Source organism: Haematobacter genomosp. 1 (assembly GCF_002196855.1).
Classification (GTDB): Bacteria; Pseudomonadota; Alphaproteobacteria; order Rhodobacterales; family Rhodobacteraceae; genus Haematobacter.
In genome coordinates this window covers 12,732-32,823 of sequence record NZ_NIPW01000029.1, presented here as the reverse complement: position 1 = coordinate 32,823, position 20,092 = coordinate 12,732, and the positions used below count along the sequence as shown (strand labels likewise).

Sequence of the window (20,092 nt, the reverse complement as noted above, 5' to 3'; positions counted from 1 at the left end):
CCCGGGCCGCGCCGCAGCTCCGCCACCCGAAGCGGACAGCGCCGGCGATCCGGTGGCCGAGGCCCGCGCCCTTGCCGCCGCCGCGCCCGACCTTGCCGCGCTGCGGGAAGCCATGGCGGGCTACAGCCATTGCGAACTGAAGAAAGGCGCGCGGAACCTCGTCTTTGCCGATGGCCAGCCCGGCGCGCGGGTGATGATCGTCGGCGAGGCGCCGGGACGGGAGGAGGACCAGCGCGGTCTGCCCTTTGTCGGGCGTGCGGGGCGGCTGCTCGACCTGATGTTCGGCGCCATCGGCATGGGCCGCGCCGCGCCCGATGTGGAAAAGGCGCTCTACATCACCAATATCCTGCCCTGGCGGCCCCCGCAGAACCGCGATCCCTCGCCGGAGGAAATCGCCATGATGCTACCCTTCGTGGAGCGGCATGTGGCGCTGGCCGACCCGGATTTCCTCGTCCTCATGGGCAATATCTCCTGTCAGGCGCTGCTGGGGCGCAAGGGGATCACCCGGCTCCGTGGCAACTGGCAGACGGTGTTCGGGCGGCCGGCCCTGCCGATGTTTCACCCGGCCTTCCTGCTCCGCAACCCACCCTGCAAGCGGGAAAGCTGGTCGGACCTGCTGCTTCTGCAATCCCGGCTGGAGGGAAAATGACCGATTTCATTCCCGTGCGTTTCGCCGTGCTGACCGTTTCCGACACGCGGACCGCGGCGGAGGACCGCTCCGGCGACACGCTGGCCGCGCGGATCACGGCGGCCGGGCATGTGCTTGCCGCGCGCGGCCTGCTGCCTGACGACCGCGCCGCCATCACGGACCGGTTGCGGGAGTGGATCGCGGATGAGGGGATCGACGTGATCCTGACCACCGGCGGCACCGGCCTTACGGGCCGCGATGTGACGGTGGAGGCGCATCGCGACGTCTATGAGAAGGAGATCGAGGCGTTCGGCACCGTCTTCACCATCGTCTCGATGCAGAAGATAGGCACGTCCGCGGTGCAATCGCGCGCCTGCGGAGGTGTGGCGGGGGGCACGTATCTTTTCGCTCTGCCCGGCAGCCCGGGGGCCTGCAGGGATGCTTGGGACGAGATTCTCGTCCATCAGTTCGACTATCGCCACAAGCCCTGCAACTTCGTGGAAATCCTGCCCCGTCTGGATGAACACCTCAAGCGCAATTGATCAGCAGTTCGGCACGTTGACGGCGAGGCCCCCCAGCGAGGTTTCCTTGTACTTGTCGCTCATGTCCGCGCCTGTCTGACGCATCGTCTCGATACAGGCGTCCAGCGGGACGAAATGTGTCCCGTCGCCCCGGAGCGCCAGCGACGCGGCGGAGACGGCCTTGATCGCGCCAAGCCCGTTCCGTTCGATGCAGGGCACCTGAACCAGCCCCTTAACCGGGTCGCAGGTCATGCCGAGATGATGCTCCAGCGCGATCTCGGCCGCGTTCTCCACCTGCTCCGGCGTGCCGCCCATCACCTGCGCAAGCCCCGCTGCCGCCATCGCCGCCGCCGAGCCCACCTCTGCCTGACAGCCGCATTCCGCCCCGGAGATGGAGGCGTTGTGCTTCACGATCCCGCCGATGGCGGAGGCGGTCAGCAGGAAATCCCCGATCCGCGACGCGCTCGCCCCCGGCACATGGTCGAGCCAGTAGCGCAGCACGGCAGGCACTACGCCCGCCGCGCCGTTGGTGGGTGCGGTCACCACCTGTCCGCCAGCCGCATTCTCCTCGTTCACGGCCATGGCGTAACAGCCGATCCAGTCGTTGACGGTGTGCGGCGGCGCGATGTTCAGCCCCCGCTCCCGGAGCAGCGCCGCATGGATGGCGGGCGCCCGGCGCCGCACGTTCAGGCCACCCGGCAGGATGCCTTCGGTCGCCAGCCCCCGGTCTATGCAGCCCGACATCACCGTCCACAGGCGCCCGAGCCCGTCCTCCACTTCCCGCCGGGAGTGGACGGCGCGTTCATTGGCCCGTTTCATCTCCGCGATGGAAAGGCGGGAGGCCGCAGCCATTTGCAGCATCTCCGCCGCGCTGGCAAAGGGATAGGGCACGCTGATCCGCGCGGCACCGCCCGGTCCAGCCGCCTGTTCCTCCGGCGTCACCACGAAGCCGCCGCCGATGGAGTAGTAGGTTTCGCTGACGAGCGTATCTCCCTGTGCATCGCGGGCGGAAAGGGTCATGCCGTTCGGATGTCCGGGAAGCGGCGCGCCGTAGTCGAACACCAGATCGTGCTCGGGCCGGAAGCCGAGCGGCGGCAGGCCGGGGGGTGAGACCTCGCCCGTCTCGCGGATGCGGGCGAGGGCCGCTTCGGCGTGATCCGCGTCATAGGTCGCGGGCAGAAATCCGTCCAGCCCGAGGATCACCGCCCGGTCCGTCGCATGGCCGACCCCGGTGAAGGCCAGCGACCCGTGCAGGCTGCACCTGAGCGCCACGGGCCGGAAGGGCGAGCCGCGGAGCAGATCGAGAAACCGCCCCGCCGCCACCATCGGCCCCATCGTATGGGAGGAGGAGGGGCCGATGCCGATCTTGAAGACGTCGAAGACGGACAGGAACATGATGCCTCGCGGTTTCCCTTCTACATAGTGCCGCCCGCCGCCCGCGTCTCCCCCCTTGACCGTGATCCGGTTATGCCCTCGCCCATTCTGGGCCGCTGGGCCGCTGGGCCGCTGGGCCGCTGGGCCGCTGGGCCGCTGGGGGGTTACCTCCCGCCGCCGCGCGTGGGGGATATGCAGGGTTTCTGATCTGCCTTGTAGCCGGATGGCCTTGTAACAGGCAGGACGGACAGGCAGGACGGACAGGCAGATGGTCTGGCCGGCGGAGCTGTTTCGCGTCGCCGCGGCGCTCTGCGGCCAGCGGACGGATCCTCGCCCCTTGACCTTCGCGGCTTTCCTCCTGCCGCAGTGCGGCACGCCGGCACCCCGGCCGGCGAGCCAGCGGAGTGGAGCGGCATCCTCGTTCAACCGGCATCCGCATCGACGGGCGGAACGCGGCCTTCCCTCGCTCCCGGCGATCCGCTAGAGGCTTTGGCTGAAACCCTCGGCCTGAAAGGGAGTATTGCCATGGACCATTTCCTTTACCGCGACGGCATCCTCCATGCCGAGGATGTCGCGATTCCCGACATCGCCCGCACTGTCGGTACACCCTTCTACGTCTATTCCGCCGCGACGCTGGCCCGGCACTACCGGCTGTTCACCGAGGCGCTGGCGGGGCTGCCGCATCTGGTCTGCTTCTCGGTGAAGTCGAACTCCAACCTCGCGGTGCTGAAGCTGCTGGGCGATCTGGGTGCGGGGATGGATGTGGTCTCGGGCGGCGAGTATCGCCGGGCGCGGGCGGCGGGTGTGCCGGGAGAGCGGATCGTGTTCTCCGGCGTCGGCAAGACGGGGGAGGAGATGGCACTCGCGCTGGAGGGCGGCATCCGCCAGTTCAACGTGGAGAGCGAGGCGGAGCTGCGCGCGCTCTCCCGTATCGCGGAAGGGCTTGGGGTGCAGGCTCCGGTCACCGTCCGCGTCAATCCCGATGTCGATGCCCATACGCATGAGAAGATCTCCACCGGCCGGAAGGAGGACAAGTTCGGCATCCCGATCTCCCGTGCGTCGGAGGTCTATGCACTGGCGGCCTCCCTCCCGGGGATAGAGGTCGTGGGGATCGACGTGCATATCGGCTCGCAACTCACCGACCTTGCCCCGTTCGAGGCCGCTTTCGCCAAGGTGGCCGATCTGACGCGGCAGCTTCGGGCGGAGGGGCACCATATCCGCAGGCTCGACCTGGGCGGCGGTCTGGGCATCCCCTATACCCGTTCCAACGAGGCGCCGCCCCTGCCGTTCGACTACGGCGCGCTGGTGAAAAGGACGCTCGGCGATCTGGACTGCGAGATCGAGATCGAGCCGGGGCGGCTCATCTCCGGCAATGCGGGGCTGCTCGTCTCCGAGGTCATCTACGTGAAGGAAGGCGAGGAACGGGAGTTCCTGATCGTGGATGCGGCAATGAACGACCTGATCCGCCCCGCGATGTATGGGGCCCATCACGATATCGTCCCGGTAACCGAGGCTGCTGCGGGCGCTGCCTCGTCGCCTTATGACGTGGTCGGCCCGATCTGCGAGACCTCCGACACCTTTGCTCGTCAGTGGCCGCTCCCGCCGCTCGCGCCCGGCGACCTGATCGCCTTCCGCTCCGCCGGGGCCTATGGCGCGGTGATGGCGTCGGAATACAACAGCCGGCCGCTGGTCCCCGAGGTGCTGGTGCAGGGCGATCACTTCGCCGTCATCCGCAAAAGACCTGACTTTGACGAAATCCTTGCGCGAGATACCATTCCCGAGTGGCTCTGACACGCATGTCGCGTGCCGTAGCCCCCAGGATGAGGTATGACCGCACAGGATCGTGACCCTGCCGCAGCGCTCGACCGACTGAAATGGCCCCTGCGTCTGACGCGCTGGGGGCTGGTGGCCGAACGTCTGACGCAGGCCTTCTGGCCGGTCCCGGTGATCCTGTTCGCCACGCTCGCGATCATTTTCTTCGGTGTGCTGGATGCGGTGAGCATCGAGGTTGCCTGGGCGGGCGCGGTGCTGATCGTCGTGGGCCTCGTCGCGGCGGCGGCGCTGGGCGCGCGGCGGTTCCGCTGGCCCAGCCGGGCAGAGGCCGCGGCGCGGCTGGACGCCACCCTGCCGGGCCGCCCGATCTCCGCTCTCGGCGACCATATCGCCATCGGCAAGGGGGACGAGGCGGCGCAGCGCGTCTGGCGGGCGCATCTGGCCCGCATGGCGGAGCGCACGCGGGGCGCGAAGCCGGTGCATCCCGATCTCAACGTCACCCGCCGCGATCCCTATGCGCTGCGTTATGTGGCGCTCACCGCGCTGGTGGTGGGGCTGATGTTCGGCTCCGTCTGGCGGGTGGCCTCCGTCGCGGATCTGGCGCAGCTGCCGGGGGGCGGGGCCGTGGCTTCCGGCCCGTCGTGGGAGGGCTGGATCCAGCCGCCCGACTATACCGGCAAGCCAACGCTCTATCTCAACGACATCCGGCAATCTGACCTTTCTGTGCCGGTCGGCAGCAAGGTAGTGCTGCGTCTTTACGGCGAGGCAGGCAGTCTTACGGTCGATGAAACGGTATCCGGCCGGACCGGCATGGTGGACAGCGCCTCTGCCCCCAGCCAGGAATTCACCATCACCCGCTCTGGCCGGCTCAACATAAACGGTCCGCGCGGCGCGGGATGGGACGTGACGACCATTGCGGACCGCGCGCCCAGCGTGGAGCTTTCCGGCCCCATCGGGCGCGAGGCGGATGGCGCGATGCGCCAGCCCTTCACCGCGCATGACGATTACGGCGTTACCGCCGGGCAGGCCCGGATGGAGCTGGACACAGCCGCGCTCGACCGGCGCTATGGCCTGACGGCGGAGCCGGAGCCACGGGACGCGCTGGTGGTGGATCTCCCCATGCCGATCACCGGCAGCCGTGCGGATTTCACCGAGACGCTGGCCGAGAACTTTTCCCAGCACCCCTGGGCCAACCTGCCCGTGAAGATCAGTCTGACGGTGCAGGATGCGGCCGGGCAGACCGGCGCGGCGGAGGCTCGCAGCATCGTGCTGCCTGGGCGGCGGTTCTTCGATCCGCTGGCAGCGGCACTGATCGAGAACCGGCGCGACCTGCTGTGGTCGCGGGAAAACGGGAGGCGGTCCCTTCAGGTGCTCCGCGCCGTGACCAACCGGCCCGAGGGGTTCATCCGCAACCAGCGGGCCTACCTCCAGCTTCGCGTCGCCATGCGGCAGCTTGAAACCGGGGTTTCGCAGGGGCTCACCGCCGAAACGCGGGACGAGGTGGCGGCCGCGCTCTGGGATATCGCGGTGCTGCTGGAGGACGGCGATCTCAACAACGCGATGGAACGGCTGCAACGCGCGCAGGACCGGTTGTCCGAGGCGATCCGCAACGGCGCCAGCGACGAGGAAATCGCCCAGCTCATGCAGGAGCTGCAGGAGGCGATGAACGATTACATCCGCCAGCTTGCCGAGCAGCAGCAGAACGACCCGAACCGCCAGACGGCCGAGGATCAGCAGGGGCAGGAGATCACCGGCGATCAGCTTCAGCAGATGCTCGACAGGCTCCAGCAGCTCATGCAGGAGGGCCGGATGGCGGAGGCGCAGCAGCTTCTCGACCAGCTGCGGCGGATGATGGAGAACATGCGCGTCACGCAAGGCCAGGGCGGACAGGGCAGCCCCGGCCAGCAGGCGATGCGCGATCTGGCCGAAACGCTCCGTCAACAGCAGGGCCTTTCCGACGAGGCGTTTCAGGGGATGCAGGGCCAGCAGCCCGGCCAGGGCCAACAGGGCCAACAGGGCCAACAGGGAGAGGGCCAGCAGGGACAGGGGGGCCAGCAACCCGGGCAGGGCCAAGGCCGGGGTCAGGGTCAGGGTCGGCAACAGGGTCAGGGGCAAGGCGGCGGTCCCGGTCAGGGCGGCAGCCTTGCCGACCGGCAGCAGGGCTTGCGAAACCAGCTCGACGGGCTGATGCAGCGCGGGCTTCCGGGGCTGGGCACGCCCGAAGGGCAGGCGGGGCGTGACGCGCTTGGCCGTGCGGGCCGCGCCATGGACGAAGCGGAGCAGGCGCTCAGGGACGGTGACAACGGACGGGCGCTCGACCGGCAGGCCGACGCGATGGAAAGCATGCGCGAAGGGATGCGCAACCTTGGCGACGCCATGGCGCAGAACCGGCAGCAGGGCCAACCGGGCGAAGGCGGCGGCGGCGACCAGTTCGGCTCGGGCGATCCCAATGGGCAGCGTGATCCGCTGGGCCGTCGGCCGGGAGAAGTCGGCCGCGGCATCGGAACGCAGGATTCCATGCTTCAGGGAGACGATGTCTATCGCCGCGCGCAGGATATCCTGAACGAACTCCGCCGCCGTTCAGGAGAGCAGGAGCGCCCCGACTTGGAGCGGGATTACCTTCGGCGTCTGCTCGACCTGTTCTGAAGGCTCCGCCGGAGCGGATTTTGCGGCGAATACCCTCACTGTTGCAGGAGCGGGGACTCCGCGTGCTTTCTTGGGCGCCCGGCATTCCCCCCGGTGCCTGATGGCGCGTTCGTTCTACGGCTGTTTCTGGACCGGCGTTGCTGGCCACAGAAACTGGCCATAGAAAACAGCATGGCGCTATCGCGGGCCGCGCTTCGCGAGTTCGGGTGGAGTCTGGATGGCGCCGCTCGGGTATCGGTTCTCCATCGACCTGCGCGGACTGTGCGCCTTCCCGCACTGCAAGGCCGACGATCACACCGCCGGCACATCCATCGGAGGCGGTCTTTGCGGAAACGGGATCACATTGCCGCCCCACAGCCCGCCGAGCAGCAGGCTCAGCAGGGCGGCCTCCGTCACCGGCAGAGTAAGGAAGCCGGTGGCCCCCGCTTCCAGCGCGGCGGCGCGGCTGCCCCGGTCCCCAAGTGCGATGAGGCTGCGTTGGCCGGGAAGAAACCGCACGGCGTCGCGGAGAACCTCGACCCCCTCCGCCATATCGACGATGACAAAGGTCGGCCGGTAGCTTGCCAGATGCCGAAGCATTGCCCCGTGTCCATCCGCATGACGCAGTCGCGCGCCCGCCCGTTGCAGCGCTGCGAAAACCGTGACGGACGGCGCCACGACAAGCACCGTCTGGCCCGTAAGCGGGCGCCTGGGCGCGAGCAGCGGCGGTCGGTTCAAGGTGAGGAGGGCCATGCGATTCTCCTTTCCATCTTTCTACACCCATTCCAGGAGGAATTCCTCACCCCATGGTTAATGGAGCGTCCGCCCTTGCGACGGCGGGGTGCAACGCCCATAAACCGGGCGGAGCGGAGGGAGATTGCGAAAATGATTGGACGTCTCAACCATGTCGCCATCGCGGTGCCGGATCTCGCGGCGGCCGCGGCGCAATATGCGGATACGCTGGGAGCGCGGGTCGGCGCCCCGCAGGACGAGCCCGATCACGGCGTGACGGTCGTCTTCATCGAGCTGCCGAACACAAAGATCGAACTGCTGCACCCGCTGGGTGAAAACTCTCCCATCCAGGGGTTCCTGGACAAGAATCAGGCGGGAGGCATCCACCACATCTGCTACGAGGTGGATGACATCCTCGCCGCGCGGGACCGTCTTCTGGAACAGGGCATCCGCGTGCTGGGCAACGGGGAGCCGAAGATCGGCGCGCATGGCAAGCCCGTGCTGTTTCTCCACCCGAAGGACTTCACCGGAACGCTGATCGAGCTGGAGCAGGTCTGATGACCATCACCGGGGCAGTCGTCCTTTTCGCCGTCATATGGTTTCTGGTGTTCCTCGTCATCCTGCCGATCGGCATGAAGAGTCAGGCGGATGCGGGCCATGTGGAGCCGGGGACCCCCGCCTCCGCTCCCTCGGACGCGGCCGTGGGGCGCAAGGCGAAGCTCACGACGCTCATCACCATCGGGCTGTGGATCGTGGTCGCGGGGATCATCATGTCGGGGGTGATTTCCATCCGCGACATAGATTTCTATCACCGCATGAACCCGCCAGCTGCCGGGGAATAGTCAGCCCGCATCGCGCGTCAGCCGATGGTAAAGATGGGTGAAGGTGGCGGCTCCGATCACCGGCACGAAAAGATTGACGATCGGCACGGTGAGGGGCGCGGCCATCAGCGTTCCGGCGAGCCATATCTGGCCGAAGTGGCGGGTGCGCAGGATGCGCGCCTCCTCCTCGCTCACGCGGCGGAGTGCAACGAGCTGGAAATACTCCCGCCCGAGCAGAAAGCCGTTCACCACCCAGAAGAGCACGGGCCCCAGCGGGCCGGTGAACAGATAGACCACGAACAGGCCGAGGTTCAGCACGATCACCAGCAGGAACAGGCCGAGCGAATCGCGCAGCATCTCCAGCAGCGGCACATCGCGGGCTGGTGGCAGGCCGGGGTAGTAGCGCGCCTCCACGGCGTCGGCCACCTCCTCCAGAAAGAAGCCGGTGACGGCGGAGGCGACAGGCACCATCAGAAAGACCGACAGCGCCATCATCACCACGACGCCCGCCCAGGACAGGAACAGGTTCAGCCCGCCCACCTGTCCGATCCACGGGAGGGAAAAGCTCTCCGGCGCAAAATGGTCGATGAGCCAGAACACTCCCATCGCCAGCGCCAGGAACACCAGCAGGGTGATGAGGATGCCGCGCCAGAACACGCTTTGGAACCTGCGGTCGCCCAGTTGCGACAGGGCGCGGAAGAGATCGGTGAAGATCACGCCGCCACCCATGTGACGATCCGGTCCAATGGGGGCCGGGGACGATCCGCCACGGCGGAGCCGGGGGTTCCCAGATGGACGAAGCCCGCCACCCATTCCTGCGGCGCCAGATGCAGCGCCTCGTCCCCGAAGCCGCGGTCGAAGGCGGGCCAGCCGGTGATCCATGCGGCACCCCAGCCGGAGGCGAGCGCCGCATTGACAAGGCTCACGCAGGCCGCGCCGGTGGAAAGGGTCTGCTCCACCTCCGGGGCCTTCTCGCTGGCCACCGGGCTCGCGATCACCGCGACAGCAAGGTGCGACCGGGCGAACTGCCCCTCGCCCTTGCCGATCCTCTCCGCATCATAGCCGAGGGCTGCCCCCCGCGCCGCGGCGATGCCGGCCAGCCGCTCCAGCGCCGGCCGCTCCAGCACGATGAACCGCCACGGGGCCAGTCCGCCGTGATCGGGCACGCGGGCGGCGGCGGTCAGAATCGTCTCCATTTCCGCGCGGGAGGGCACGGGCAGGCGGAGCGTCTTGGCGGAGACAGACTGCCGGGTCAGCAGAAAGTCGAGAGCGGCGGGGTTGGCGTCCGGCATGGGTATCTCCTTGATCCGGGGACAGATGTCGGCGATCACCCGAGACGGTTCAAGAGGAGAGGGGCCATGGCGCGCGGTGAACTGGCGCATCTGGTGGTTGAAGGCGCGCGGATCGAGGTGCGCGTGACCCCGCGTGCCCGCCGTCCAGGCCTGACGGTGCCGGAGGAGGGACCGATTCGCATCGCGGTGACCGAAGTGGCGGAGGATGGGCGGGCCAATGCCGCCGTGACGAGGGTGCTGGCCGAAGCGCTTGGCATAGCGCCCTCACGGTTGACACTGGAGCGGGGGGCCACGGCGCGGCTCAAACTGTTCCGCGTGGATTAGCCGGCTGCTGAAAAAGGCTTTTTGGGCTCGGTCGGAGCGGAAATCGTTCGCGATTTGACGAAATCCAGCCGGAAATCCATATATTTCCAGGCGTTTTCGGGCCGATTTTCAGGTTTCCGGCACATGGGCATGACACGTCAGGACTTTTTCAGCAGCCTGTTAGGGGCTGCGGCAAAAGGTTCTCCGGCAGCCGTTGCGGCAGAACAAGGTTCATTCGGAGCGCTCATCTTGGCACCGTTCCGATGCTTTCATGCCGATTTGCCGGACCCCGGGGCTGGATGGCTCTGGCAGGTTGCTGAAAAGTTCTGAAGCTGTAGGTCGTGGAAAATCGGAAAATCCGCCCCGAACTGACCCGGAATATTTGGATTTTCGGCTGGATTTCGTCAGATCGCGAACGATTTCCGCCCTGACGGAGTTCAGAAAGCCTTTTCGCGCAGCTTCCCGGAGGGTTTTGCATCCTGCCGGAGGCGCAGTCCTTCGGCGGAAACCGCCTGAGGCCGTCCGGGAACTGTGCAAGCTGCCGGCGACAGAAAGCGGGTTCGTGATCCGAGGTCCGGTGATCCGGGTCTATCGACGCTATCCGGCGATCGCCACGCCCTGCGCCCCGACGCAGTCTCGTCTCATCGTGGCCGCAGGGCAGCGCGGAATGACTGTGCGGCGATGTCCGATCAGCCCTCGGATATGCAAGGAAGGACCGAGCGGAGATAACCACCCAGCCGTTGGGCCCGCAAGGAAAGGCGCTTCCTAGATCCGGTCGAAAACCGATCCCATCCGGGGCGCGAACAGCCGCTCATAGGTGCGCAGCAGGTGGGCATCGGTCATGCCCGCAACGTAGTCGCAGATCGCGCGACCGTCGTTTTCCATGCGGATCAGCCAGTCGCGGGGCAGGAGGCGTGCGGGATCGGAAGCCAGAGCCTCGAACACCGCCATCACCATCCCCTGCCCCTTGAACTCCAGTTGCTGAACGGACGGGCTGTAGATCACCTCGTCAAAGGCCAGCATCGTCAGGGCGCGCAGAAAGGTCGCTTCCGCCTCCGGCAGCGCCACGCGATAGCGCAGCAGCGGATCCGCAAAGGCTTCCGTGGTGGTGTAATGCACGGCGCTGATGAAATGGTGGACAAGCTCGCCGATCCGCCGTTTCCGCGCGCGCGGGCTTTCGTAAAGATCACGGATCAGGGCATCACGCGCCGGCGCATCTGCGCAAAGCGAGCGGCAATCCGCGATGGCCAGCCCGTCCCGGAACCGCCCCTCCGGTATCAGGCCGAGCGTGATTGCGTCCTCCAGATCGTGGATGCTGTAGGCGATGTCATCCGCCACATCCATGAGCGCACAATCGAGCGATTTGTGCAGGCTTCGCCCATGCCTGCCCACCGGCTGCTCCATTGCCGTAAAGACCGCGCGCTCCGCCGCCGACAGCGGCGCGAGCAGCCAGTCCACCACTTCCGCCTCGCTGTCGAGATAGCATTTCGGCGGGGTGGAGGCGGCAATGTCCAGCGTGCGGATCTTGCCCTCTCCCGGCTGGAGCGCGGGGCGGAGGGCGGGGTTGAGCGCCCGGCTGTAGGCCACGGGATATTTCAGCAGCCCGAGCAGCGTCCGCCGCGTCAGGTTCGCGCCTGCACGGTCGGAGAAATGCTCCAGCCGCGCGACGATCCTGAGCGTCTGGCCGTTGCCCTCGAACCCGCCCGCATCGCGCATGGCGTAGTTCAGCGCGACCTCTCCCCCATGGCCAAAGGGCGGGTGGCCAAGGTCATGGGCGCAGCCGATGGCCTCGATCATGCTGCGTTCCGGCAGGATGGCGCTGGCGGGGTGGTCCGGGAAGGAGCGGGCGAGCTGCCGGGCCAGCCCGGCGGCGATCTGGGCCACCTCCAGCGAATGGGTCAGCCGGGTGCGGTAGAAATCGCCATCGCCCACGCTCAGGATCTGCGTCTTGCCCTGCAGGCGCCGGAAGGACGCCGAATGGATGACGCGGGCATAATCCACATCAGCCGGAGAGCGGGCATCCGTCGGCGGCGCCCGGCGCGGCTCCCGCCGCTCCAGCCAGACATCCGCCGCCGCGGATGGGCTCAATGCGTCCACGCGCCCCGGCGGTTGGTGGCGAAATTCTCGCCATATCCCATGGCGCGGACGTTGGCCTTCCGGCCATGAACGGGAAGCACGATGTAGTCGATGCCGTTCTCCCGGGCGTAGGTCTCCGCTTCCTCCTGCGTGTCGAAGCGCAGGCGGACCTGGGTCTGGGTATCGTCGCTGGATGTCCAGCCCATGAGCGGGTCGATCTGACGCGCGTTTTCAGGGGCGTATTCGAGAATCCAGCGCTTTGTCCGGGCGACGCCGGATTGCATGGCTGTCTTGGCTGGCTTGTAGATGCGCGCGACCATGGCCTTCTCCGTGATGTGGCTTCGTTATGGAAAAACCAGCGCCGCTGTGCAAGGGGAGGTTGCCCCCTTGAACGGGAACAAAAACAGATCAAATGTGAGAGGCCGGTCGCCGGAGGTCCGTTCATGCCCCATAATAACACCAATGCCCCGATGAATCGCTTCGACGTGCTGACCCGTCCCAAGCTGGAAGGCGGGCGCGCCTTCGTCATGCATACGGAATTCTCGCCGGCCGGGGACCAGCCCGCCGCCATCGCCGAGATCGCGGCGGCGGTGAACGGGGGAGAGCGCAATCAGGTGCTGCTGGGCGCCACCGGCACGGGCAAGACCTTCACCATGGCCAAGGTCATCGAGGAGACGCAGCGCCCGGCAATCATCCTTGCGCCCAACAAGACGCTGGCCGCCCAGCTTTACGGGGAATTCAAGGGCTTCTTCCCCGACAACGCGGTGGAATATTTCGTCAGCTATTACGACTATTACCAGCCGGAAGCCTATGTTCCCCGGTCGGACACGTATATCGAGAAGGAAAGCCAGATCAACGACCAGATCGACCGGATGCGCCACTCGGCCACCCGGGCGCTGCTGGAGCGCGACGACGTCATCATCGTCGCCTCCGTTTCCTGCATCTACGGTATCGGCTCGGTCGAGACCTATTCCGCGATGACGCAGGATCTGGTCGTCGGGCAATCCTATGACCAGCGGCAGGTGATCGCGGAACTGGTGGCGCAGCAATACCGGCGCAACGATCAGGCGTTTCAGCGCGGGTCGTTCCGTGTCAGGGGCGACAGTCTGGAGGTCTGGCCGGCGCACCTTGAGGATCGGGCCTGGCGGTTCTCCTTCTTCGGGGAAGAACTGGAATCGATCACCGAATTCGATCCGCTGACCGGGGCCAAGACCGACGCCTTCAAGCAGATCCGTATCTATGCCAACAGCCACTACGTCACGCCGCGTCCGACGCTGAAACAGGCGATCGACGGGATCAAGAAGGAACTCCGCCAGCGCCTCGACCAGCTTGTCGCCGAGGGGCGGCTGCTGGAGGCGCAGCGGCTGGAACAGCGGACGAACTTCGATCTGGAGATGCTGGACGCCACCGGGGTCTGCAATGGCATCGAGAACTATTCCCGTTATCTTACGGGCCGCGCGCCGGGAGAGCCGCCGCCGACGCTGTTCGAGTTCATTCCCGACAATGCCATCGTCTTTGCCGACGAATCGCACGTCACGGTGCCGCAGATCGGTGGGATGTACCGGGGGGACTACCGGCGGAAGTTCACGCTTGCGGAACATGGTTTCCGTCTGCCGTCCTGCATGGACAACCGTCCGCTGAAGTTCGAGGAATGGGATGCGATGCGCCCGCAATCGGTGTTCGTTTCCGCCACTCCCTCGGCGTGGGAGATGGAGCAGGCGGGCGGCGTCTTCGCGGAGCAGGTGATCCGCCCGACCGGGCTTGTGGATCCGCAGGTGGAGATCCGCCCGGTCACCATGCAGGTGGATGACCTGCTGGACGAGGTGCGGCGCGTCTCGCAGGCGGGGTATCGCAGCCTCGTCACCGTGCTGACCAAGCGGATGGCGGAGGATCTGACCGAGTACCTGCATGAACAGGGCATCCGTGTCCGCTACATGCATTCCGACATCGACACGATCGAGCGCATCGAGATCCTGCGTGATCTCAGGCTCGGCGCGTTCGACGTTCTGGTGGGGATCAACCTGCTGCGCGAGGGGCTGGATATTCCCGAATGCGGGCTGGTGGCCATTCTGGACGCGGACAAGGAGGGGTTCCTGCGCTCGGAGACCTCGCTCATCCAGACTATTGGACGCGCGGCGCGGAACGCGGAGGGGCGCGTCATCATGTATGCCGACCGCATCACCGGCTCCATGGAGCGCGCGATGCGGGAGACGGAGCGGCGGCGTGAGAAGCAGGTCGCCTACAACGAGGCGCATGGCATCACCCCGCAGACCGTTCGGAAGAACGTGGAGGACGTGCTGGCCGGGCTGTGGAAAGGCGATACCGACCAGTCGCGCATCACCACGAAAGTGGAGAAGGCGATGGTCGGCGGCAATCTGTCGGCCCATCTGGAGGCGCTGCGCACCCAGATGCGCAAGGCAGCCGAGAACTTGGAGTTCGAGGAAGCCGCCCGCCTTCGCGACGAGGTTAAGCGGCTGGAGGCCGTGGAGCTTGCCGTGGCGGACGATCCGCTGGCCCGGCAGTCGGTGGTGGAGGAAGCTGCGGAGGCTGCCGTTGCCGCCTCCGGTCGCTCGACCGCAGGTCGTGCAGGCGCGCGCCCCAACCGGCGAAAGCGGCGGTCCTGATCGGATTTTACGGGGGCGGGCATCCTTGGGGTGTCGGGCAGGGGGGGGCGAAGCCCTCTTCCTGACCGGCCCCCAAAGCAGCATTTGACTTGCAACAAGGCTCTGATGCTCTGATGCTGATGCTCTCAGGCGTTCCCGGCGGACTAGAAATGCTCCGTCCGCCAAGACCGCACCGGTCAGCCGATGTGGGCCGAGCGGGCACGAGCCGTTGACACGCGCTCATGAACAGTACCATCGGGCCTGCTCTTGGAGGGAGTCTGGCGAGATGCAGAAGAAGGATTGGCGCGGGAGGGGAATCTTCCGAAATCCGGAAATCCGGCCGGAGATATACCTATTTTGGACCCTTCCAGGACCGATTTCCCGATGTTGGGAAGATCGGTACAACACTCGAGGCTTTTCCGCAGACTGTCAGCGCGATGCTGCGCCACTCCTCTGGCGGAACAGTCCGGCGTCGGGCGGGGAGGCAATTCGGTCTCATCAGGATGATAGGGCAATTCGACAGGCCGGGCCCCGTTCGATCCGGCGAGACATGGCCATGGAGGGGGAAAATACTTAGCCAGCCTCTGCAAGCTGGCCCGCTCAGGGTGAAAAAGAGGGCGATGTCTTTGCGGCTCGCTTGCCTATGGATGCGGGGGGAGCTCGACCGAAGGTGGCGGCGGGGATTGGCGCGCCTTCTGGGTCGCGGCGGGCATGGGCACCCTGCCGGCTCGCGGCCGCGGGCCGGCAGGGCCCAGGGATCATCGGCGCAGATGGGCTGGAGTCTTCGCGGTCTTCCAAGCCTGAGCCATAGGCCAGCCGCCCGTGTGCCGCCGGGAGTGCCACCCTCTTGCCTTTTCCGGCGCAGGGCCTCTCGTTGCTCGTTCGGCTCTCCGCAGGCCCCTACAAGAGTGCAGGCTTGTCGCTCCGGTATTCACGCGCCAGCCGGTCGCTCTGCTGATCTGACCTCCCTGAATCCGACCATCCGTCGATCTGCGCAGCGCGGGCTGCTGAAAAGTCCTGAAGTGTCATTCCTATGTGCCGGAAATCGGAAAATCGGCCCGGAAACGACCGGAAGTATAGATTTCCGGCTGGATTTCGTCAGATTGCGAACGATGTCCGCTCCAACACAGCCCAAAAAGCCTTTTTCAGCAGCCCATTAGGCCGTGCGGGCGGTCCCACCGGCGGTGTCAGCCCAATTGCCCTGCCACGTTGTCGGCTATGGCGAGGCAGGACGTCAGGCCGGGACTTTCGATACCATAGAGCGTCACCAAGTTCGGGATGCCATGGGCGGCGGGGCCATCTATGCGGAAATCCGCAGCAGCCTCACCCGGGCCCGCAATCTTGGGGCGGATGCCGCAGTATGTTGGTGACAAGGCATCCTGTGGCAGGCCGGGCCAGTATTTGCGAATCTCCGCCTCGAAATGCGCCCGCCGTTCCGTGTTCACCCGGTAGTCCACCTCCGGAATCCATTCGACATCCGGGCCGAAGCGCATGGCACCCCCCAGATCGAGCGTGAGATGAACCCCCAGCCCGCCCGGCTCCGGCACGGGATAGATCAGCCGCTGGAACACCGGCCGACCGGGGAGGGCATAATAGCTGCCGCGGGCAAAGCGCGTCTGGGGCACGTCGGCCAGCCCGTCTATCTGTTGTGCCAGACGGGACGCGTCCAGCCCCGCTGCGTTGACGAAACGGGCGGCGGAGAGCTCGAACAGCCCCGATTCGTCTTCCGTCGTGACGATAAAGGCGTTCCCCTCCCGGCGTACCGCACGCACCGTCGTGCCGGTGACGAGCGTTGCTCCGTGCGCTTCGGCTTCTCCCAGAAGGGCCAGCATGAGCGCGTGGCTGTCCACGATCCCTGTCTCCGGCGACAGAAGCGCCTGCGTGCAGAAGAGCGCAGGCTCCAGCCCCATGGCCTCCTCCCCGCTCAGATGGCGAAGGGGAACGCCCGCCGCCTCTGCCTTTGCGGCGACGGCGGCCAAAGCGGGCTCCTGCGCGGGATCGGTGGCGACGATCAGCTTGCCGGAGCGGCGATGGGGCACATCCCGCGCCGCGGCGAAGGCGTAAAGCAGTTCCCGCCCCCGCAGGCAGAGCTGCTGCTTGAGGCTGCCCGGTTCATAATAGATGCCCGCGTGGATGACTTCGGAATTACGTGAGGATGTGCCTGTGCCAAAGGCCTCCTCCCGTTCCAGCACCAGAACCTCCATGCCTCTGAGCGCCAGATCCCGCGCGATGGCAAGTCCGACCACCCCTGCGCCTGCGACGATACAATCCACACGATCCATTCATTCCCCCGCTTTTGTCCGAGCGTAGGAGGAAGTGGCGAGCAGTAAAAGACAGGAACCTTGGGGGAGAAACGGCGTTCACTCTGCATGGACCGAAACGATCCATGGAGGATACAATGCAGACCGAACTCGCCAATCCGATGATCTCGTCCGCCGATGTGAATGGCACCGCCGTTTACAATACCGAAGGTGACAAGCTCGGGACGATCGACCACCTGATGCTGGACAAGAAATCCGGCAAGGTTGCCTATGCCGTCATGGGTTCGGGTGGATTTCTGGGCATCGGGGAAGATTACAGCCCTATACCTTGGAATGCGTTGAAATACGACACGACACTCGAAGGATATGTGACCGGTATCACGGTAGAGCAGTATCGCACGGCCCCTAAATGGGAACGCGACTGGGACCGTGATCGCGATTGGGAAACCCGTGTCTGGAGCCATTATGGCCTGCAGCCTTATTGGGTCTGATGGATGCCACAGGGAAACGGGGCGCATCTGTGCCCCGTTTTCTTTTATAAGAGAGATATTTCCCGCCGCTGACAGCCTTGCCGAAAAGTTGTGAAGGGCCGTTCTTCGGAAATCGAGAACTCCGGCACGGAATGATGCAGATTTCGGGCTAGTTCTCCTTGGGCCGCGAAGCATTTCCGCGCTACGGCGGATCTAGGTCATGTTGAGAAATGGCGTAACCATAGCCTGCTGCATGCGACGTCGATGAAGCCGAGAAAAGTGTCTGCGGTTTTGTCGTAGCGAGTCGCCAGCCAACGGCTATTCTTGAGCTTGTTTGAAGGACCGCTCACCATGTTGCGCAACGTGTGGATGGTTATGTCGACAGCCTTGCGCAGCTTGCGCATGGGTATCACCCGCAGAGCGCTGCAATCCTCGCGTGGGTCATTACGCGTCCAAGATATCCTCCAAAGCCCTGCCAGGGTCCAGCGGCGGAACTGGCGGTAGACCGACGACCCGAACTCTTCGGGCAAGTCACGCCAGGGTGCGCCGGTTCGCGCTATCCAGAAAACTCCATCCAGAGCGAGGCGATGATCGGAGGGTTTACGTCCGTTCAGATGTCGAATGGCTTGGATGAACTGCTCGAGAAGGCCCATTCATCGTCGGATATCAGGTTGCATCGTCGGATATCAGGTTGCGCGCCAAGCTCTTCTCCCACGTCGGGATGACCTTGAATCACAGAGCGTCGATAACCGGAATCCCGTTTTTCAACACGTCCTAGCAGCCCAAGGATTTGGAACTGCCGCGCCACAGACGATCACAGGTAAACGCGGACCAGCCTTACCCCAGCGATCCCCAGAGGTCGTATTCCCCTGCTTCGTCCACTGTCACCGTGACGATATCGCCCGGCTTTAGGCTCTCGAACCCTGCATCTATGAAAAGGTTTCCGTCGATCTCCGGCGCGTCGAAGCGGGTGCGGCAAGTCGCCCCGTCCTCATCCACCTCGTCAACGATCACCTCTTGCCGCGTGCCGACGCGGGCTGCGAGCCGGGCTTCGGAAATGGCCTGGGCCTTTTCCATGAAGCGCTCCCAACGGTCTTGCTTCACGGCTTCCGGCACATGATCCGGCAAATCGTTGGAGCGGGCCCCCGCGACGTTTTCATATTTGAAGCAGCCGACACGATCGAGCTGAGCCTCGTCCAGCCAGTCGAGCAGGGTCTGGAATTCGGCTTCCGTCTCGCCGGGGTAACCGACGATGAAGGTGGAGCGCAGCGCCAGTTCCGGGCAATCGCTTCGCCACGCGGCGATTTCGTCCAGCGTGCGCGCGGCCGCGGCAGGGCGCGCCATGCGGCGCAGGACATCAGGGTGCGCGTGCTGGAAGGGGATATCCAGATAGGGCAGCACCAGCCCCTCCGCCATCAGGGGGATAAGTTGGCGGACATGCGGGTAGGGATAGACGTAGTGGAGCCTCACCCATGCGCCGAGCCCGCCCAGTTCGCGGGCCAGGTCGGTGATATGCGCCCGCACATCCCCGCCCTTCCAGGGAGAGAAATCGTGTTTCCGGTCCACCCCGTAGGCAGACGTGTCCTGGCTGATGACGAGGAGTTCCTTCACCCCCGCCTCCACCAGCTTCTCGGCCTCGCGCAGCACTGCATGGGCCGGGCGGCTCTGCAGCTTGCCCCGCATGTCGGGGATGATGCAGAACTTGCACTTGTGATTGCAGCCTTCCGAAATCTTCAGGTAGCTGAAATGGCGGGGTGTCAGTTTGATGCCGGAGGCTGGCAGCAGATCGACGAACGGATCCGGCGCGGGCGGCACGGCCTTGTGCACGGCATCCAGCACCTGCTCGTATTGATGCGGCCCCGTGACCGCGAGAACCGAAGGATGGGTGCCGGTGATGAACTCCGGTTCGGCGCCCAGACACCCCGTCACGATCACCCGGCCGTTTTCGGTCAGCGCCTCGCCAATGGCCTCGAGGCTCTCCGCCTTGGCGCTGTCGAGAAAGCCGCAAGTGTTGACGATCACCGCATCAGCGCCCTGATAATCGGACGAGATCTGATAGCCTTCCGCCCGGAGCCGCGTCAGGATCCGCTCGCTGTCCACGAGTGCCTTGGGGCAGCCGAGGGACACCAGGCCGATCGACGGTTGTCCCGTGCGACGGGGTCCCGCGTCGAAAGTCGGCGCGGGGGCGAGATCGGGGCGGAGATTGGGCGGGTTCAGAGCCATCGCGCGCATATAATGCAGCGCAGACGCCGGGAAAAGCCCCGCTTCGTCCCTTGCCGCTGTTTCGCGACGTCCGTAGAATCGCCGGACGACCGCCTGTCGGGGCTTTGCGGCGAGTCTCTGCGGCCTGTTGCGGAGTTTCGACCTGGTCCCCGCGTCGGCATCCTGTCGCGGCTTCACGCGACCTGGCCTCTCCGTCGTCCTGGCGGTGGGCACTTCGTTCATCCGCCACGCCGCGCTGTGCTGTGGCCTCCTGAGGTGCTTGCGTTCCGCCGCCCTGCGGACCGCAAGGCGCAGGTTGCCGAAGGGCGTCGGAAACTGGCGGCGGTTTTGCCTGCGGTGCGCCACGCGACGGGCCAGACGACCGCCGCACGGTGGCTGCGGCCGCTCCCA

The 20,092-nt window shown here is 65.8% G+C and carries 17 protein-coding genes and 2 pseudogenes; 9 read left to right on the top strand and 10 right to left on the bottom strand.

All coding sequences use genetic code 11. From position 1 onward, the window contains the following. Nucleotides 1–649 (top strand): uracil-DNA glycosylase (locus tag CDV49_RS15430; protein ID WP_143413185.1); only part of this gene is annotated, 649 nt, incomplete at its 5' end. Beyond that, on the top strand, nt 646–1,170 hold the full coding sequence (moaB, locus tag CDV49_RS15425) for a molybdenum cofactor biosynthesis protein B (RefSeq protein WP_088216309.1): 525 nt from the start codon (nt 646–648) through the stop codon (nt 1,168–1,170). The genes CDV49_RS15430 and moaB, both read left to right, overlap by 4 nt. Here moaB and CDV49_RS15420 read toward each other — a convergent pair whose 3' ends face one another. Then, the gene (locus CDV49_RS15420; RefSeq protein WP_088216308.1) at nt 1,171–2,544 is read right to left on the bottom strand and encodes an L-serine ammonia-lyase; all 1,374 of its coding nucleotides are present in this window, start codon (nt 2,542–2,544) and stop codon (nt 1,171–1,173) included. 504 nt (nt 2,545–3,048) lie between these two features. On the opposite strand from CDV49_RS15420, the gene lysA reads away from it, so the two are divergent. After that, nucleotides 3,049–4,314: a diaminopimelate decarboxylase gene (lysA, locus tag CDV49_RS15410; protein WP_088216306.1), complete on the top strand. Its 1,266-nt coding sequence runs from the start codon at nt 3,049–3,051 to the stop codon at nt 4,312–4,314. Nucleotides 4,315–4,350: 36 nt separating this feature from the next. Continuing rightward, entirely contained in the window at nt 4,351–6,942 is a 2,592-nt protein-coding gene (locus CDV49_RS15405; protein ID WP_088216305.1) for a TIGR02302 family protein, read from the top strand. A 291-nt stretch (nt 6,943–7,233) separates the two neighbouring features. On the opposite strand, the gene CDV49_RS15400 is transcribed toward CDV49_RS15405, so the two are convergent. Then, nucleotides 7,234–7,674 (bottom strand): hypothetical protein, encoded by a 441-nt coding sequence (locus tag CDV49_RS15400; RefSeq protein ID WP_088216304.1) that lies wholly within the window; start codon nt 7,672–7,674, stop codon nt 7,234–7,236. A gap of 132 nt (nt 7,675–7,806) precedes the next feature. On the opposite strand from CDV49_RS15400, the gene mce reads away from it, so the two are divergent. Together mce and CDV49_RS15390 are read left to right on the top strand one after the other, a co-directional pair. Next, nucleotides 7,807–8,211, top strand: coding sequence for a methylmalonyl-CoA epimerase (gene mce / locus CDV49_RS15395; protein WP_088216303.1), 405 nt, complete (start codon nt 7,807–7,809; stop codon nt 8,209–8,211). Next, the gene (locus CDV49_RS15390) at nt 8,211–8,495 is read left to right on the top strand and encodes a DUF1467 family protein (RefSeq protein WP_088216302.1); all 285 of its coding nucleotides are present in this window, start codon (nt 8,211–8,213) and stop codon (nt 8,493–8,495) included. The genes mce and CDV49_RS15390 overlap by 1 nt, the downstream gene beginning before the upstream one ends. On the opposite strand, the gene CDV49_RS15385 is transcribed toward CDV49_RS15390, so the two are convergent. Together CDV49_RS15385 and CDV49_RS15380 are read right to left on the bottom strand one after the other, a co-directional pair. Beyond that, complete coding sequence (locus CDV49_RS15385; RefSeq protein ID WP_088216301.1) at nt 8,496–9,203, bottom strand: EI24 domain-containing protein; 708 nt, start codon at nt 9,201–9,203, stop codon at nt 8,496–8,498. Next, on the bottom strand, nt 9,188–9,766 hold the full coding sequence (locus CDV49_RS15380) for a nitroreductase family protein (protein ID WP_088216300.1): 579 nt from the start codon (nt 9,764–9,766) through the stop codon (nt 9,188–9,190). Before CDV49_RS15380 ends, CDV49_RS15385 begins: the two co-directional genes overlap by 16 nt. A 66-nt stretch (nt 9,767–9,832) precedes the next feature. Between CDV49_RS15380 and CDV49_RS15375 the strand changes: the two genes are divergently transcribed. Continuing rightward, nucleotides 9,833–10,090, top strand: coding sequence for a DUF167 domain-containing protein (locus tag CDV49_RS15375; protein WP_088216299.1), 258 nt, complete (start codon nt 9,833–9,835; stop codon nt 10,088–10,090). 744 nt (nt 10,091–10,834) lie between these two features. Here CDV49_RS15375 and CDV49_RS15370 read toward each other — a convergent pair. Continuing rightward, complete coding sequence (locus tag CDV49_RS15370; RefSeq protein WP_256947367.1) at nt 10,835–12,166, bottom strand: anti-phage deoxyguanosine triphosphatase; 1,332 nt, start codon at nt 12,164–12,166, stop codon at nt 10,835–10,837. Next, nucleotides 12,154–12,465: an ETC complex I subunit gene (locus CDV49_RS15365; RefSeq protein ID WP_035745538.1), complete on the bottom strand. Its 312-nt coding sequence runs from the start codon at nt 12,463–12,465 to the stop codon at nt 12,154–12,156. The genes CDV49_RS15370 and CDV49_RS15365 overlap by 13 nt, the downstream gene beginning before the upstream one ends. Before the next feature lie 123 nt (nt 12,466–12,588). On the opposite strand from CDV49_RS15365, the gene uvrB reads away from it, so the two are divergent. Continuing rightward, on the top strand, nt 12,589–14,769 hold the full coding sequence (uvrB, locus tag CDV49_RS15360) for an excinuclease ABC subunit UvrB (RefSeq protein ID WP_088216298.1): 2,181 nt from the start codon (nt 12,589–12,591) through the stop codon (nt 14,767–14,769). Nucleotides 14,770–15,935: 1,166 nt separating this feature from the next. Here uvrB and CDV49_RS15355 read toward each other — a convergent pair. Continuing rightward, nucleotides 15,936–17,030 (bottom strand): NAD(P)/FAD-dependent oxidoreductase, encoded by a 1,095-nt coding sequence (locus CDV49_RS15355; RefSeq protein WP_088216297.1) that lies wholly within the window; start codon nt 17,028–17,030, stop codon nt 15,936–15,938. Between the two features lie 104 nt (nt 17,031–17,134). On the opposite strand from CDV49_RS15355, the gene CDV49_RS15350 reads away from it, so the two are divergent. After that, nucleotides 17,135–17,500: a PRC-barrel domain-containing protein gene (locus CDV49_RS15350; RefSeq protein ID WP_256947366.1), complete on the top strand. Its 366-nt coding sequence runs from the start codon at nt 17,135–17,137 to the stop codon at nt 17,498–17,500. 197 nt (nt 17,501–17,697) lie between these two features. Here CDV49_RS15350 and CDV49_RS21125 read toward each other — a convergent pair. From CDV49_RS21125 to rimO, 3 genes and pseudogenes are all read right to left on the bottom strand, one after another. Further along, nucleotides 17,698–17,901, bottom strand: a pseudogene (locus tag CDV49_RS21125) (IS5/IS1182 family transposase); the annotation flags it as partial. Nucleotides 17,902–17,943: 42 nt separating this feature from the next. Beyond that, nucleotides 17,944–18,164: pseudogene (locus CDV49_RS21120) on the bottom strand (transposase); the annotation flags it as partial. A gap of 152 nt (nt 18,165–18,316) precedes the next feature. After that, the gene (rimO, locus tag CDV49_RS15340) at nt 18,317–19,711 is read right to left on the bottom strand and encodes a 30S ribosomal protein S12 methylthiotransferase RimO (protein WP_218821988.1); all 1,395 of its coding nucleotides are present in this window, start codon (nt 19,709–19,711) and stop codon (nt 18,317–18,319) included. Nucleotides 19,712–20,092: the final 381 nt, after the last annotated feature.